14 protein-coding genes and 1 pseudogene are annotated in these 15,801 nt (G+C 48.9%); 3 read left to right on the forward strand and 12 right to left on the reverse strand.

The window, feature by feature from the left end; translation table 11 throughout:
• Nucleotides 1-211: 211 nt before the first annotated feature.
• From ACETK5_RS13935 to ACETK5_RS13975, 9 genes are all read right to left on the reverse strand, one after another.
• Nucleotides 212-868, reverse strand: a complete 657-nt coding sequence (locus ACETK5_RS13935) for an RNA ligase family protein (protein WP_394056297.1) — start codon at nucleotides 866-868, stop codon at nucleotides 212-214.
• 14 nt (nucleotides 869-882) lie between these two features.
• Complete coding sequence (locus tag ACETK5_RS13940) at nucleotides 883-1,842, reverse strand: AAA family ATPase (protein WP_394056298.1); 960 nt, start codon at nucleotides 1,840-1,842, stop codon at nucleotides 883-885.
• A gap of 196 nt (nucleotides 1,843-2,038) precedes the next feature.
• Nucleotides 2,039-3,169, reverse strand: a complete 1,131-nt coding sequence (locus ACETK5_RS13945) for a GntR family transcriptional regulator (protein WP_394056299.1) — start codon at nucleotides 3,167-3,169, stop codon at nucleotides 2,039-2,041.
• 119 nt (nucleotides 3,170-3,288) lie between these two features.
• On the reverse strand, nucleotides 3,289-4,881 hold the full coding sequence (locus tag ACETK5_RS13950) for an ABC transporter substrate-binding protein (RefSeq protein WP_326115230.1): 1,593 nt from the start codon (nucleotides 4,879-4,881) through the stop codon (nucleotides 3,289-3,291).
• 65 nt (nucleotides 4,882-4,946) lie between these two features.
• Nucleotides 4,947-5,843: a carbohydrate ABC transporter permease gene (locus tag ACETK5_RS13955; protein WP_394056302.1), complete on the reverse strand. Its 897-nt coding sequence runs from the start codon at nucleotides 5,841-5,843 to the stop codon at nucleotides 4,947-4,949.
• A gap of 38 nt (nucleotides 5,844-5,881) precedes the next feature.
• Nucleotides 5,882-6,841, reverse strand: a complete 960-nt coding sequence (locus ACETK5_RS13960) for an ABC transporter permease (protein WP_394056304.1) — start codon at nucleotides 6,839-6,841, stop codon at nucleotides 5,882-5,884.
• A 426-nt stretch (nucleotides 6,842-7,267) separates the two neighbouring features.
• Nucleotides 7,268-10,510 carry a hypothetical protein gene (locus ACETK5_RS13965; protein WP_394056306.1) on the reverse strand — a complete coding sequence of 1,081 codons (3,243 nt, stop codon included), beginning with the start codon at nucleotides 10,508-10,510 and terminating at the stop codon, nucleotides 7,268-7,270.
• Between the two features lie 558 nt (nucleotides 10,511-11,068).
• Entirely contained in the window at nucleotides 11,069-11,269 is a 201-nt protein-coding gene (locus ACETK5_RS13970; RefSeq protein WP_394057437.1) for an EamA family transporter, read from the reverse strand.
• A 133-nt stretch (nucleotides 11,270-11,402) separates the two neighbouring features.
• Entirely contained in the window at nucleotides 11,403-12,209 is an 807-nt protein-coding gene (locus ACETK5_RS13975; protein ID WP_100536810.1) for a helix-turn-helix domain-containing protein, read from the reverse strand.
• A gap of 134 nt (nucleotides 12,210-12,343) precedes the next feature.
• Here ACETK5_RS13975 and ACETK5_RS13980 point away from each other — a divergent pair, with 134 nt between their 5' ends.
• A complete protein-coding gene (locus ACETK5_RS13980; RefSeq protein ID WP_394056308.1) occupies nucleotides 12,344-13,150 on the forward strand; it encodes a phytanoyl-CoA dioxygenase family protein in 807 nt (268 codons plus the stop codon).
• Nucleotides 13,151-13,200: 50 nt separating this feature from the next.
• Here ACETK5_RS13980 and ACETK5_RS13985 read toward each other — a convergent pair whose 3' ends face one another.
• Nucleotides 13,201-13,740 carry a GrpB family protein gene (locus ACETK5_RS13985; RefSeq protein WP_394056310.1) on the reverse strand — a complete coding sequence of 180 codons (540 nt, stop codon included), beginning with the start codon at nucleotides 13,738-13,740 and terminating at the stop codon, nucleotides 13,201-13,203.
• Nucleotides 13,741-13,882: 142 nt separating this feature from the next.
• On the opposite strand from ACETK5_RS13985, the gene ACETK5_RS13990 reads away from it, so the two are divergent.
• Nucleotides 13,883-14,059 carry a hypothetical protein gene (locus tag ACETK5_RS13990; RefSeq protein WP_243390648.1) on the forward strand — a complete coding sequence of 59 codons (177 nt, stop codon included), beginning with the start codon at nucleotides 13,883-13,885 and terminating at the stop codon, nucleotides 14,057-14,059.
• 3 nt (nucleotides 14,060-14,062) lie between these two features.
• On the opposite strand, the pseudogene ACETK5_RS13995 reads toward ACETK5_RS13990, so the two are convergent.
• Both ACETK5_RS13995 and ACETK5_RS14000 read right to left on the reverse strand, forming a co-directional pair.
• Nucleotides 14,063-14,119: pseudogene (locus ACETK5_RS13995) on the reverse strand (hypothetical protein); the annotation flags it as partial.
• A 124-nt stretch (nucleotides 14,120-14,243) separates the two neighbouring features.
• A complete protein-coding gene (locus tag ACETK5_RS14000) occupies nucleotides 14,244-15,086 on the reverse strand; it encodes a hypothetical protein (protein ID WP_394056312.1) in 843 nt (280 codons plus the stop codon).
• Between the two features lie 209 nt (nucleotides 15,087-15,295).
• Between ACETK5_RS14000 and ACETK5_RS14005 the strand changes: the two genes are divergently transcribed.
• Nucleotides 15,296-15,703, forward strand: a complete 408-nt coding sequence (locus ACETK5_RS14005) for a hypothetical protein (RefSeq protein ID WP_394056314.1) — start codon at nucleotides 15,296-15,298, stop codon at nucleotides 15,701-15,703.
• Nucleotides 15,704-15,801: the final 98 nt, after the last annotated feature.

The following is a 15,801-nucleotide window of genomic DNA, read 5'->3' on the forward strand; positions in this document are numbered from 1 at the left end:
CTATCCTGAAATCATGATGGTTCTGTTGTTCATCCTTATGTATAGGTTCATTATACTTGAACTAACAAAATGTGGTAACCGTATGTACAAAAAAACAATAAAAAAAGCCCCGATATAGCGGCAGCTCATGTCTATGTATTCACATCGTCTCATATAAAAAGCAATCAGGAATTACATGAACAACACCTCATTCTCTATAAATTATCGATAATTATTCAATCTTACTGTTGTATTCCCCGACAGCCAAACGATTCGGTTCGATCGGTTTGCTTAGCCAATGCTCATCGGTTTGTACGTGATTCTTGCGCACGAACTTGGCAACGCTGCGTTTAAAATCGTCATAAGCGAATGAGGAAGCCAGCCGAACCACATAACCTTCCTGTTCCCCTCCGCAGTTTGACTGCTTCGTATAACATGCCTTGGCGGCACCCTCGTCCCAAAGTCCCCGGTACAAGACAGGAACTGTTACTAGCCCCAGACGTTCCGCCCAAGCCTCCGTCTCATCCCACGACAAGCATACATTATCCTTATTCCACACCGAAAACAGCATGTAATATGCAGGCAGCGCTCCATACGAGAGCGAATGCTTGGCATATACGTTTTCCCCGCAGAGACGATAACCTTCCGGAATTAAATACTTGATGCTACCATGCAGTGTCTTCACATAATGACGGGAAGAATGATCCTTGCTGTCCAGGGACCTGGCATGGATGAAATCGGGGTACATCGTGGTGTTCTCCCCGTCCATTTTCTCGGTAATGACAACTTCCCGCCCCGTAAAATGGTCGGTATTCCGTAAAATCTTATCGTCATCCGTATAACCTCTGGACCATGGCAAATGCATCGTTTTGGGATATTTCATTTTCATCGTTGTTCACCTCCTTATTTGCCGTAGGTATCGGCTTCCGCGAAGAAATACAGCTCAGCCAGCAAATCTTCGCCTAACAAATGATAGATTTTGGATGCCCCGGCATCCCCTCCATGCAAAATTTCCATATGAAAGCTCACTAGTTGAACGACGTGCTGAATAAATGCATGTTCATAACCGAGATCCTTCAATGTATGGCAGGTTATGCTTGCCGATACATGCTCGTGCCCATAATAGGAATAGTACCCTCTTGCCTGCTTCCATACTTTGCAGAACGGCTTGCCCGCGTCATGGAACAGCGCAGCTAATTGCATAGCCAGCAGATGCTCGCCTTCATAGAAAGCATTAATATATTCCAGCACGGCAAACGTGTGCTCCGACAACGTCTTGGAATGATGCGGATTCTCCTGATCATATCCCAGCATCATGTTGAAATAAGGAGATTGGGACAAGTAGCCGAATAACTCATCATGACCCGGTTTGCTTGTTAGCAGCACTTCCAGTTCTTCTCTTGTAAGCTGAGTTTCGCCCTGCTCGTGAACAAGATGCAAATCACTGAATCCTTCTCCGATGACAGGAAATTCAAGATTCTTGGCATACTTCGTCATGATCTTCTCATCGAGCCGGCGTTTTCGTCGTTTAACTCTTTCCAGAGCCACTTCATAAGGGGCTGTGCAAATATGGCATTCCACCGATCTATCGCCAAATCGCTTCAGAAACTTCTGTCTCCGCTCCCGGCTGACATTGGTGGCATCAAATACGACATTTCGCCTTGACGCAAGCGCCTGTTCGATCGCGGCGAACGCTTCGTCAAATACCAGATACGTGTTTTTCTGTTTGGATTCGCTGCCGAACAATCTTTCACGGATCGAGTCCGTCGCAACGATGACGGCCCGCTCGCTTTTGCATAATTGTTTGGCATGATAGCTTTTTCCGCTGCCGGGTATCCCCACCAGCATATGAATCGTACACATGCTGTTCACCTCCTTTCATGTCTTGGTTCGCTTGGTGTCATGTTTCGCTTATCGGACTCCTTACCTCTAAATAATGTACCATCCTTGCAGCGTGTTTGAGTAAGTAGAGAATTTTTATATTCAACTTTTACATGCCTATAAAAAGGCTGATCGCGCAGGTAAAGAATCTACCCGGCAATCAGCCTTCATATCAAATCTACTCCGTGACTTTCCCTTTTGGAGGAGGAGCGGTTGTATCACGCTCTACCAGCTTGACGGGGATCAATGTCCGGTCCGGCGTCTGTTTCCCTCTCTCCAGCCAGTTTACAACATGTTCGGCCGCTTGGCGTCCAATCTCATAAAAATTCTGCTCAACGGTAGTCAGCGGGATCATGACATGCTCTGTGACAGGGTTATTATCAAAGCCTATGATCGATATATCCTCCGGAATGCGGATCCCTCGTTCCAAACAGCGGTTCAGCAAGTTGGCGGCGATCAGATCATTCTCCGTCTGAACAGCCGTTACCCCTTCCACCTGATAAGAGTCGAGCAGCTCATTATAAAATTGCTCAAAGCCAACCTTCTCCCGATAATCCTTCATATTCAGCCTGATATAACGGCTATCGACGGGAAGCCCGTGGTCCTTCAGCGCTTGGCAGTATCCGAAATAGCGGTTGCGCACCGATGAGGTGGATTCAATGCTGACCGCTGTCAGAAACGCAATCTTTCGATGACCGAGCTCAATCAGCCTGGATACGGCTTGATAGGAACCGCCCAAATTGTCGGAAACCACCGCCCCTAACGGCAGGCTGTCAAAATATTTATCGATGGTCACGATCGGATAATCTTCAAGGCAAAGTCGATGCAAAATGTCATAGTTCGTCTGATCGTTCCGCGGATACAATATGATGGCCGCAATGCCCTTTCGGGTCAGCATTTCCAGAAGATCGCGTTCTTTCTGGGAATCATAATCGCTTTGGTGAATGCTCAAATAGTAGCCGTTCGCGTTGAGCCAATCCGAAGCTCCGCGAATATATCCCATCGTACCGCGGTCGTCTTCGGAAGGCAGGATAAGCGATATCATTTTTTCCGTTCCAACCGACCGCTGCTCCTGTCCACGTTGCCGGGGTTTAACAAAGCTGCCGCTTCCCTTGATGCGGTAGATAAACCCGTCCCGCTCCAGTTCCTCGAGCGCTCTTCTTGTTGTAATACGGCTCACGCCGAAGGCGGAGCTCAGCTCGGCCTCTGTTGGAAGCTGGGCTTCAGGAGGATAGTGGCCTGATGAAATTTGCGATTTCAGCTCGTCCATAATCACGCGGTACAGCGGTGGTTTATTGTCTTTGGTCAACTTGGTTCTCATCCCATCTTTATCTATTTTCCAGTGTTCATCTTGTCGTACTAAAATTATAGCGTTTGCATCATTGGCATGTAAACCGCTCCTATCCTCCGTTCTTTGCGCCATTTCGGTTACTTTACATTGGAATAACGTTCATACTGCGCCCGTTTGATATCCAGATAGCTCTGGGCTCCCATTTTATCCAGGGTCTTGACGTAGTTATCCCAGTCCGTGTCCAAGCTGGCTTTCCCCGTCACAAACTTCACCCGCATCTCCTCAATGTATTTATTAATATCGGTCAGGATCGCGCTCGTTTGATTGGCTTCGTCATCCGTGGGAACGAAATCCGGCCAAAGCTCTTTAGGCGCCAGCTGATCCAGTTCAGCCGGATCCGCCTTAATCTCGTCGGCTACCGTCGTCCCGCGCGCCGCCATCCGCAAATCGTCGTCAGGCTCAACATACGGATAATAAGCACCATACACATTATCGACATATTGGAAAGCACCCAACTGCACGCCACCCTTGTAGTTTAAAATCTCGTCCTTGTATTTCGGTTTGCCGTCAACCAAATCGTAGGTTTCGCCCTCAAGTCCAAAGGTGGCGAAGTTAATCCCTTCCTCTCCATAGAAATAATCAATCCACTTGATGGTTTCAACCGGATATTTGTTTTTGTTCGTGATGACGAATCCAAAAATTCCTTTCGCCGGCGGTCCCAGCACCCCTGCGACTTTATCCCCATTAGGCCCCTCGAGGGCATGAATGCCCACATAGTTCTCCGCCGCATCCTTACCGATATATCCCGGCCCTTCCCAAACAAACGAACCGATAAGATTGTTGGAACCGTCCGTAGACCACTTCGCATAATCGTAGCCCGTCGTGAAATTCTGCTGGGCCAGCGACCCGTCCTTATACAGATCGCTCATGTAGCGGAGCAGCTCTCTGTACTTTGGATCATTAAACGTCGTCTTGACCTGTCCGTCCGCATCCTTGTATAGATATTGGCCGAATGCCTTGGCACCGCCTTCTCCCATACCAAAGCTGCCGGCCAGGAAGCTCTCCAGGAAAGTCCAATAAGAAGACTCGAGCACCCAGCCCAGACGCGAGCTGTCCTTCTCCCGCACCTTTTTCAGCGCCTGGCGAAACTCCTCGGTCGTCTTCGGAACCTCAAGTCCCGCTTCATCGAGCCAACCCTTGTGGATATACAAACGAACGGAATTAAACGCTTTCGAGAAATCAACGTACGGCAGGGCATAAATATGTCCGTCCGACATCGTGATGGCTCCCCTGATGTCTGGATTGTCCTTCAGCAGCTTGTTCAAGTTCGGCGCATGCTGCTCAATCAGGTCTTCAAGCGGAACAAACAAACCCTGTTTGCCGTATTTCATCAGCTCGTCGGTGCCAAAGGCAATGCGATAGAATGCATCCGGCAGGTCGTTGGAGCCGAGCATGACATTTTTCCTTTCGGTCACGGCGGAGCCCGCCAGCTCCTCAAATTCGACTTCAATACCGGACATTTCTTCGTATTTTTGCCACATCCATAATTGATCGGCCGGAGGATGCACATCGGTATATCCGCGCTTAACGATCCTTAACTTGATGCTGCCGGGATCTCCGTCCGTTCCGGCTGGTTCCGGCTCTGCCTTCCCTCCCGAACCGCTGCAGGCGGAAAGCGTAAGTGAGAACGTCATCGTTAAGGCAAGCAGAAGCTTCATTCCTTTTCTCATTTCCGTATCCCCTCTTTCCATGAGTTATGAGTTCCAAGCGGCAATGACCGCTCCCTTTATCGGCTTTACCCTTTGATAGCTCCCACCATGATGCCTTTCTCAAAGAAACGCGACAGCAGCGGATACAGCAGGAGCAGCGGCAGCGCGGATAATACGACGATCGCATATTTTAGGCCTTCCTTGACCATCATCTGATCCGCATATTCGGCACCGACCGATATTCCGGCCATTTCCTTGAAGTCGTTCTGAACCAGTATTTCTCTTAAAATCAGCTGCAGCGGAAATTTATTTCGATCCGTCAAATAAATCATGGCGTCAAAATAAGAGTTCCAGTGGCCGACCCCGTAGAACAGGATCATGACAGCAATGATCGGCATAGACAAAGGCAGGACGATTCGGTACAGCATATGAAAATCGTTGCAGCCATCGACATAGGCGCTCTCTTCAAGTTCCAGCGGAATCCGGGTCTGGAAGTAGGTTCGCATGATAATCATGTTGTAGGCGCTGATCGCACCAGGGAGTACCAAGGCCCACATCGTATTCAGCAAACCAAGCTCCTTGTTTACCAAATAAAGAGGGATCAACCCACCGCCGAAAAACATGGTAAAAGCAAACAGAAGCGTAAACAGTCCCTTGCCGTAAAAGCGCTTTCTGGACAGCGGATAAGCGCCAAATACCGTCATCATAATATTGATCGCAGTCCCTATGAATGCGTAGAGGAGTGTATTGGCATACCCTCTCCAGATCTCGCTGTTCTCGAACACTTTGGCATAGCTGTCCAGGTTGAAACCTGCCGGGAACAGCAGCAGCGGCTTGTCCCATATTTGGCGCGGATCGGAAAATGAAGCAAACAAGACAAAGAGAAGCGGGTACAAAATAATGGTGATCACGAGGACGGACAGCACTAAAATGATGATATCGGCCAGCTTTTCTCCAGGCGTTCGTTTGACGTTCAGCAGCACGGCTTACATTCCCTCCTTAATCCTGCACGGACGAGTCTTTACCATAGGCTGGTCTCCCCCGCCTTGCGTGCAACCGCATTGACGATGATCAGGATAATAAAATTGATCACATTGTTGAACAGGCCCACGGCCGCGGAAAAGCTGTACTGGGTGTTAAGCAGCCCGCTCTTGTACATGTAAGTGGAGATCACCTCGGAGGTTTCCAGGTTCATCGGGTTTTGCATCAACAGGATTTTCTCGAAGCCGACACTCATGATGCCGCCGGCGCTCAAAATGGACAGGATTACGATGGTCGGAACGATACCGGGAATCGTAATATGCCATATTCGCCGAAATTTGCTGGCCCCGTCCATATAAGCCGCCTCGAACAGGTCAGGCGAGATGCCCGATATGGCAGCGCTGTAGATGAGCGAAGACCAGCCAACTCCTTGCCATACACCCGACCAGACGTACAGATGCCAGAATTTCGATGGCTCTGCCAGATAATCGACCGGTTCCCTCCCCAAGGAAACAAGGATGGAGTTGAAGACGCCATTCGTCGGTGAGATGAAGAAGAACAGAATACCGACCGCGACCACAACCGAAATGAAGTGTGGGGCGTAGGAGATGCTTTGGGCGAATGAGCGGAATTTACGATTTCGAATCTCGTTGAACAAAAGCGCAAGCAAGATTGGAGCGGGAATGCCAACCAGCAGTCCGTATAAACTGATCCCGATGGTATTCTTCAGAATCGTCCAAAAATAATAAGCGTCAAAAAGCCGCTCGAAGTGCTCGAACCCGACCCATGGACTGTTCCAAATGCCAAGCCCGGGCATAAAATCCTTGAACGCGATCTGGACGCCGTACATCGGCCAATAATGCCAGATCAAAAAATATAGCACCGCCGGCGAGATAATGATGTACAACCCGATATTTCGCTTAAGCTGCCTTTTTACATGCGTCCATTTGTTGGACTTTGGAGCGGGCTGTGGGGAAGCCGAGTTTAATCGGGTGTCCATGCTTTGTCATGACCTCCTTTTTCTCGATCAAATTGCGTCAGCAATATTAGCCATGTTGGGGCACTAATATCGGCTTGCTTGGTAATGCACCACCTCCTTCCCGACAACTTGTATTAACATTTTTTATGAACTTGATTATTTGTTATAACACATTCTAGTTAGGTTTTATTTTCCAGTCAATATGACATCGAAAAATTGCTACTTTAGATGTATAAACCGCACATTTGTTATGACAAATTTCGACGACACCGCATTTCCAAATCATAACGGAAGAGAAAACATCGTTTTATGCTTGTTATATGAAGAAACTTGTCTTTATGGAATACAAAAAACAGCCGCGTGATTCATGCGGCTGTTTCTAAAAAATATGGACGAAGATATAGAAGCAAAGTATCGTGTTTACGAAGGACTAGAGCTTTCGCCCGCTTACAGGTGACCTGCCAGTTTGGCAAGCACTTCTGCTTGTTCACCCGTTAATACTTTGCCTGATTGTGCGCTGACTTCATGGGAAAAGGCATTCAGCATGCCTTCCTTGGCAGAGGAGTCTCCTCTATTCTCGGCCTCTTTGGCATGGAGGAGTTTCGTTGACAGAGATTGTGCGAGTCCCGGGTGACTTGCGGCAAAATGCTCTGCAAGCGCGGACAAGCTATCATAAGTCACGGACACCTCGAAACTAAAGACCGCTTCCGTTTGATTTCCCGCCAGATCGATTGCCGTTACGGAAATATCATGGGATCCCGGCTCGAAGGAATAGGCAGGACGTTCAATCAGTGGACGAAGACATGGATTCTCAGCTAACCCGGACAAGCTATCGTCGGCGCTGCATGAGACGTATACGGAATCGGTAACCGTGTACTGTCGTTCCCCCGTGAATTCTACTACCGGAGCCGTCTTGTCAATCTGCACCTTCAGCGTCCCCGGAACCTCAGGCACGCCTGAGAAGTTGGTGGCGGAATAGGTGACCGTCGTGACGCCTTCCTTCGTGATTTCAAGCTGAGCCGTACTCCCTTTTACTGTGGTTTTCTCAATCGGTTGTGCCCCTTCCGCGTAATATTCGATCGAATAGGCACGGGCGGCAGAGATGGACAACGACACATCGGAATTCACCCAGCCGTTCTCGTTGGGAGAAGGCGATGGGTTTACCGTTGAGACTGGCGGCACACTGTCTTTTACCGTTACATAGAAATCGTCATAATATGCGGCTGCCACATTGTATCTGGAGGTTACCGCGATCAGTTTAGCATAGGCTGCATTGGCCGGCGCCTTGCCTCTAAGCGTCACTTTCTGCCACTGGGCCAATCGCGATTCATCCAAATGGGTTTCCAAGGTGGAGATGGTCGCGTTATTGCTATCAAAGAATCGGAACATAAAGCCCGGCTGGCCGGATTCAATATAAAGATTCATGCCCGCCGTATATTCCTCTCCCGGGATAACGGGAATCGGATCACTCTGAACGGCAACGGATGCCGTTCTCAGCGTGTCCGTAATCTTCAGGCTGTTCGTTCCTGTGAAACTGCGTTCTGTACTGAGATCATAGCGGTAACCGTTACCGGGAGCGAATAGCGGGCTCCATCCCTTTAAAGCCTCTTCGAAGCCCGGATTGGTAACAGGAACAGCCGTATGCGGCGGTTCTTCCACGACTTCTCCGTCAACTTCCATCCGATACAGAATCGTGTTGGTTTGCATATCTGTGAAATACAGGTTCCCGTCAGCATGCAAATCGAATCTGGAGGTATCGGCCAATGTCCGATGTTCCAGCGTTTCAGGGTCTATGACCGTCAATTTGTTGTTAAACAGCACATAGAGCAACCCATCCTCAGACCAACGCAGCGGGTGATGCGCCCATTGGCTGAAGTTTAAGCTTGGATACACCTTTTTGCTTTTTACTAATTCATAGGTATCGGGATCAATTGCAAAAATGTATTCATAGGATGCCCCCCAGATCAAACCGTCCGGACCGGCGGAAAGATCGCCGATGAATATCGGTTTATCCAATCCGGGAACCCTGAGCGGGAATTCGGTGATTTTTTGCTGCTTCTCCTCATCCCATACAAAGATTTTCGCTTCCGCCTCGGTCGGTTCGGAGCCGAGTCCGCCCCGAATCGTCGTGGAGCCGAACACCTTGCCATCATAAACCGTGGTGCTGAGCACGCTCTGATTCTGGACGACATTGCGGTGAACGTTTATTTCACCGGTAGCGGTGTCATATACGGTCAGGGAGCCGCCCAAGGTTCCGTAACCGGAAATCGTTGAAATGTACAATTTGCCCTTTGAACTGGAAATATCCACCAGCCTCTCCTGATCATTGCCCAGCACGGCCAATCTCTTCGGATTGTTCATTCCAGGTGCTGTCGATAAATCGAACTCGTACAGTCCGCCCTCCGGATACACGCCCATATACACCTTATTGCCCACGGCATGAACACTATCTGCTTGACCGATGCTGAACGGCGTCGCCGTTTTATCCGTCAGATCAACGAGCGAAGAACGCGCCTGCGAGCCGGTGGTGATCAACTCTGTATCGGATACGCTTTTCAATCGGTTTACAACGCCGGGCAGACCCGGAATGACCGGCGGCATCAGGTGTACCTGTTTGGTGTCGATGTTCATGATCGTAACACCGCCGTCATATCGGACGGTAACCAGATTTTTGCCCGGGTATTCCGGATTGTTCGGAAATTCCACCCAATCTACTCCCCGAAATCCGCTGTTGTACTCCATTCCGGTCAACTCGACCTCATGCGTGGCAAGATCAAACGTTTTCAGCTTCTTGTCGGACATATAATACAGTTTTCCGTCAAGCGAGTCCGTTGCGTGCAGTCCCGTTACGTTCTCCAGCACAACATCCAGCCAGCTTTCCGTCTGCGTATCGTAGATAAACGCCTCTCCAGGAATGCCGCTTCCGTCCGTATATCTGGCAAACAAATAACGGTTATCAATCGTGCTCAAGTCATATACGGTGTCTTCCTTAACCGGCAAGGAAGCAGCGATATTCGTTTTCTCACCTGTCGTTAAATTCACGCGTACGATCTGCTTATGTGCGGTACCGGCATAGATATTGCCGCCCTGGTAAGCAATGGAGCGCACATATTCCTGATCAAGCAATCCGATGACGCGGCCATAATCTTTTGTCTGCTTTGTAGCCGGGTCGTACTGGTACACTTTGCCGCCGGGATAGGTTCCGACATACACACGGCCCTGTTCATCCGTAGTGATGCTGTTCGGGACCGACTGTCCGTCAAACTGCGCCACCTGCACAGGGACATGAGTAACCGGAGAGTAACTCCACAGCCTTGCTCCGCCGCCGTCAGCCGCAAGGAACAATGTTCCGTCCGGTGCCGTGGTATGTGCCCAGGAGCTTTCAGAAGGTCCGATCGGAATGCTCCGCAGCAGTTTATAATCCTCCAGATCAATGACGTTAAGATGACCCGGCTTCCCTTTACTGGTCGCGTAAAGCACGTTGCGGCCCTCTTCCTTGCCGGTGGTACCGTTGAACACGGCCACCGTATAGTTGTTAGGGACCAGAATTTCTTCCGGTGTCCCATACGTTTTTTGAGCCAGCCTGCTCTCCCCGGAAGCAGCTGCGACACCACCGCCTCCCGAGCATGCCAATATAAAACAAATTGCAAACATCAAGACTTGGTACTTGCCACCCTTTCTAATTCTCATAAATAACCTCCTTAGATTCAATCGTTGTCTTCCCGAAAGATCGCTCCACATGCAGACGGATATCGAACGGGCGTTCAGTCTTTTGTTTTTGTATACGGAGCCTCCTTTTTCGATGGATTGATAAGCCCCTTGTAAGTAGAAGATAGAACATGGACGGGGGCCGTCTGGCCCGTATATTAGGCAAATACCAAGATGGTGTCAATCGATATTTATCATGCTTCATTACATTTGTCCTGTTAGGGGTCCATGTGGATTTTGCAAAAGAAGTAGAATAATCGCAAAGCCTTCATTGCATTTTCAAGCTTTAAACCCAATAAGAAAATATCAAAACGCAGCGGGTTAACGACAAAAAAAGCCGCAATTTAAGCGGCCCGGCGTAAAGTAAAGATTCATATCACTCGCGGCATCATTCCCTCTTTAGGGAGCTCTTTAAGAATTTCCTCAATTTGCGTGCATAACGAATTTCCTGAATAACTTGATTGATTCATATAAAATACTGCGAGGGGATAAAAAAATAAAAGACTGCCTCTCAGCAGTCCGACTTGGTACTTTTGAAGATTACTTAGGAACGGCAGCAACTCTTTCTTTCCGTGTTCGTCCGCCACGATTTGTGATAAATACACCGGATAAAATGATAATCAAGCCGATAATCAGGCTCCATCCAATCGGTTCATCCAGCAGTGTATATCCCCAGATCATCGCCGTTGCAGGAACAAGATAGGTGACGGATGTGGCGAACTCGGGGCTCCCTTTCTTAATACCTTCTTTCTATATTAGGGGCATCCTTATAAGTTAACATCTCATCAGGGAAGTTGTACAGAGCGATTCTAAACGGAGCTCTTGCATGCAGCTTCTCTTGGAATGATTCATTCATAGTACTTAAGCCAAGCATTCATGTAGGCTTGCACGCCTGGCGGTACTGCCTTGGTGAAACCCCGTACTGTTTGCGAAACTGATCGGCAAAATGATTGTAACTGTTAAACCCGACATCCTGCGCGGCTTCGTTCGCCGTACGGCCGGAATGGGTCATCAGTAAGGCGGCATGGCGAACCCTCATTTGATTCAGATGCTCCAAGATGGTGTACCCCGTTTCTTGCTTGAACAAATGGGCCAGCCTGGACCCCGATATTCCGATCTCTCGCGATATGGCGTCAATTCGAATATCTTCTTTTAACGAACGGGACAACAGACCGAGGGTCTGCTCGACTCTGGGATCGAGTCTTTTGTGCGTGCGCTGTGCAAGCAGAAGCAAAATCTCACGCAGGGCGTTCTGACACAGTGCCTCCCACAGCTCTAACCGGTCCAGCGAATCTTGCAGCACATTCCGAAATGCTAGCTCGACACGTCTTCGGACATGTTCATCGGGCAGGGCTTCAACCAGGAACTCCTCGTTTCGCAGCAGCCTGTTTTCCGGAAGCCCGGGATAATGGATCCACAGGAAGTTCCAGCGTTTCCCCTGCACAGTCCCGTATTCGTGAGCGATGTTGGCTTGCAGCAGGCCGAGCTCCCCGGGCCCACAGCGTTTCTCCCCGGCAGGCGTCCGGAAATAGCCCTCTCCATGCAGCGTGTAGACAAGCAGCCAATCCTGCATCCCGTGAGGACGACGCAGCCGATAAGCATCGTCTTGATCGAAATGGTCGCCGAATATGGTGCCGGTACTTTCTAAGGATATGCCTTCCCGTCCGTCAGGCGTTCGCACAAACCTCTCCTCCTCTGTACCTCGAATAGCAGAATCCCGGTAATTATAAGCAGATATCATACTTCCTCTCAAGTTAAGCAGACCTTATTCTATTGTCAACAGGAAAAAACAATAATCTTACGGGAGGAAATCGTATGCGAGAGAAGTTAAAGGTATTGACGGAAGAGCAGCTGCACAGGTTCGAAACAGAGGGGTATTTAATTGTAAAAGGGCTCTTCCGCCAAGAAGAGCTGTCGGAAATCGAAGCGACGTTTGAGGAGATCAGCCAAACGACCGTTCCCGGCCACTTTGAACCGGTGTTGGATGATGAAACTGCCGAACCGCTGAAGCGTTATCCCCGTGTGATGCATCCGCACCGCTTTAATGCAACCGCGAAGAAATACATGCTGCACAAGCCTGTCATGGAGGTGCTGGCCGATTTATATGGCGAACCGGCGCTTGCGGCTCAGAGCATGTTCTATTACAAACCTCCGGGTTCCCGCGGTCAAGCACTGCACCAGGACAACTTCTACCTGCAGGTCGAGCCTGGCAACTGTATCGCGGCATGGGCTGCAATCGACGCGGCTGATGAACAGAACGGCGGTTTACTGGTCGTTCCAAAAACAAGTGATTATGCCCTGGTGTGCCCGGAAGAAGCTGATTCAAACGAGTCGTTTACTACTCATTTCGTGAAGCCGCCCAAGGATAGACAGGTCCTCCCCGCGATCATGGACAAAGGCGATGTGCTGTTCTTTAACGGCAACCTGATCCACGGCTCCTACCGCAACAAATCCAATCGGTTCCGCCGCGCCTTCATCTGCCACTACGCCAACGCTTCGGCTACCAAGATCGGTGCATTCTATCGGCCGCTGTTCCGGGAAGACGGTACGGAGATCAATCTGGACATCAATCCGAATGGAGGGCCGTGCGGCGTCGAATTTGAAACGCCTTATCCCCATTGATTTCATTGACCAGCGCACATCATGATGGCGCTGGTCGCGCGTTTATAATCCTAGTCTTCCCACACATTTTGCAGCGGAAGACCGAGCTCCGTTCTGGCCGCATCCACAACCATCTGAATAAAAGCGGTTTTCTCCCTTGTGTATGCTTCCATGGATTTTGCGTTCCGGGCAGCCTTCCTTTTTATTTCACCATACTGCTCTACAAGCTCCCGATGGCTGCGCAAATAATCTCGCAATAAAATTTCATTTCTCGTATGGAATAATTCGTCATGCTTCATAAGGTGGACATTGTGTGTCCACCTTCCTTCCGTATGCTTGGCGAATAAATATCTTCCTTGCATTCCGGTTTGAATATGCGAATAGCTTACGGGATCGAACCGTGATTCGTAATAGTCGATCGGCTGCAGCTGCGTTACGCCGACAAAGATATCGATCACCGGCTTGGATGCCTGCCCGGGAATCGCGGTACTCCCCACATGCTCAATTGCTGCCGCTTCGGTACCAAGGCTCGATATCAACGCTTCTTTTTCGGCTTGAAAAGCCTCAGGCCAGCTTTGATCATACTCTACAATGGTGATGGCATTCTCCATCACGCTCACCTCACTCTGATTTTATTAACCCAATTGGTTTATGAAAATGTGTAATGGCTCTTAGATGTACCCAAGAAGGATAATAGGCATTCGAAAGCATCTTGAGCCGGGGACTTTGCATCATCATTTCCTGTTGCAGGATATGAATCAGCTCATCGTTATCGTAACGGTATGCAACAAAACCACGGATAAACGTTTCAAGCGCCTCGACCGGTTCTTCCAAGTTAAAGGACAGATCCGCAAAATGATCATTAAGCGGTTCGAACAAAACATAGAGCAGCTTGTCCTTTCCTCCGAAATGGTAGAATACAAGCGCTAATGCGACACCTGCTTCGTCACAAATTTGCCTGACGATGGTGCCTTCAAACCCTACATGTATTTGCTATTCCAATTATCCGATAATAATCCTAAATTTTGAACGTTCGTTTTGAACAATTGTTCAAGCAGCTGCAAATTCATTGTACTCCTTGTTTTTTACATGCCAAATCCGTATGCAGCTCATACTATCTCGTTCTTCTAGCCTTTATCCATAGAGTGATTCGCCTGGTTCTTCCGATCATTTTAGGGAGCAGCATCAATGCGACGATACAAGAAATGATCAAATACACGGTCTGGACTCCCCTCTCTTCCGACAGCATCTGCTCAACACTCGTACCGATCAGCAGGACAGACTGCTTCGTATCGTCCCCCGGTAAGTTGAAGGCTTCCAGATGGCCTTTGTTAGCCCGGCCAATTACCGTCACCCAATCTCCGGGGGAGACAGCATAATAACCGTAAGCCGTGCCTTTGGGGCTTTCCATCAACAGCGGACGCGATGAATTTCCTTGGTAAATCAGGGATAATTGTTTTGGTTCAACCGTCGCGAAATTCAGCGGAAGCCAGTCCTTGTAGAACCTGAACCGTTCCGCCTGAACCGTTACTCCGTTTAACTCTGAACCTCCCCATAATCGGTGGCTTCCGTTATCATCCAGCTTGTATTCGCAACCACCTTTGCCGCATTCCCAGCGGAACGACTCTTTCTGAAGCAGAGCGTAACGATCCTGAAGCTTGCCTTCATCCGTGTATACCGCTTCTCCTCCTGCCTGACCTTCGAGCCGTACATAGCCTGTCGTTTCGGATGTCAATTGATGGACCGGCTGAGCTTTGAATATAATGGCCGTGAGCCGGGCGGAATCCCAATACATTAGAAATGATCCGAGCAGGATGATCCATCCGACCGATTCCACAATACGAAACCAGAACCGATCGAAGCGGGTGTCTTCGGATCGTTTGCGGTGTTTTCTCGCATTCCGCTTATATGTATGTATACCTGTTCTACTGGGTTTATTTTTACGTTGCTTGACCACGGGTTTATCTCCTCTCCCTGTTAACAATGTCAGAGATGACAATGTATCATATACGACTGCAAGGTACGTGGGGTTTCAGTCGGCATCAATCTTGATAGGATGTGAGATATCAACTCGGCTATCTTGTTTGTAATGTGTATATATTGTGTTGACATTGTGTATTCAAATTGAATACAATAGATGTACTACGCTAAGGAGGCTTTACGCCAATGGATACCAATCTGCACATCCGTCTATCCAAAGACCTCAAGGAGAGTTTTCAAGAGATTGCGAAGGACAATAACACAGACCCTTCATCTCTTGTTCGCGACTGGATCGGCAATTATGTAGCTGAGCATCGAGGAACAGATGAAGATACAGCTGCTGAGTTATATTTGGCTGGTTACCAATTACAGCAAGCACTTGGAGGAAGAGAACATGTTAGCAAGGAATTCGCCAAACAATTGCAGGAGTTTTCCTTGACGAACCAGAAGGAGTTCACACAATTAATCTTGACTACCTATATGGATCTGAATCTCACGATTCCTTCGTGTTTATCCAAGACCTATAAAGGTTACGCTTATTCTCAAATGTTTTTGTTGGGCTTGATCGGTGATAAACCTAAGGATTTGGCATAGAGGACAATAGTCTTCCTGTAATGCAGCCTGAGCGATTTCATAACATGACGGCGCATCATGAAAAGCCAGCCTGGAAAGGCTGGCTTTTCTCCTGTTAC

This window comes from Paenibacillus ilasis (assembly GCF_043195395.1).
GTDB lineage: Bacteria > Bacillota > Bacilli > Paenibacillales > Paenibacillaceae > Paenibacillus_AQ > Paenibacillus_AQ lautus.

Coding starts and splice junctions, on each gene's coding strand:
- ACETK5_RS13960 (WP_394056304.1), bottom strand. CDS start 6,841: ATGGACACCCGATTAAACTCGGCTTCCCCACAGCCCGCTCCAAAGTCC.
- ACETK5_RS13965 (WP_394056306.1), bottom strand. CDS start 10,510: ATGAGAATTAGAAAGGGTGGCAAGTACCAAGTCTTGATGTTTGCAATT.
- ACETK5_RS13940 (WP_394056298.1), bottom strand. CDS start 1,842: ATGTGTACGATTCATATGCTGGTGGGGATACCCGGCAGCGGAAAAAGC.
- ACETK5_RS13980 (WP_394056308.1), top strand. CDS start 12,344: ATGCGAGAGAAGTTAAAGGTATTGACGGAAGAGCAGCTGCACAGGTTC.
- ACETK5_RS13935 (WP_394056297.1), bottom strand. CDS start 868: ATGAAAATGAAATATCCCAAAACGATGCATTTGCCATGGTCCAGAGGT.
- ACETK5_RS13950 (WP_326115230.1), bottom strand. CDS start 4,881: ATGAGAAAAGGAATGAAGCTTCTGCTTGCCTTAACGATGACGTTCTCA.
- ACETK5_RS14005 (WP_394056314.1), top strand. CDS start 15,296: ATGGATACCAATCTGCACATCCGTCTATCCAAAGACCTCAAGGAGAGT.
- ACETK5_RS13985 (WP_394056310.1), bottom strand. CDS start 13,740: ATGGAGAATGCCATCACCATTGTAGAGTATGATCAAAGCTGGCCTGAG.
- ACETK5_RS13990 (WP_243390648.1), top strand. CDS start 13,883: ATGAATCAGCTCATCGTTATCGTAACGGTATGCAACAAAACCACGGAT.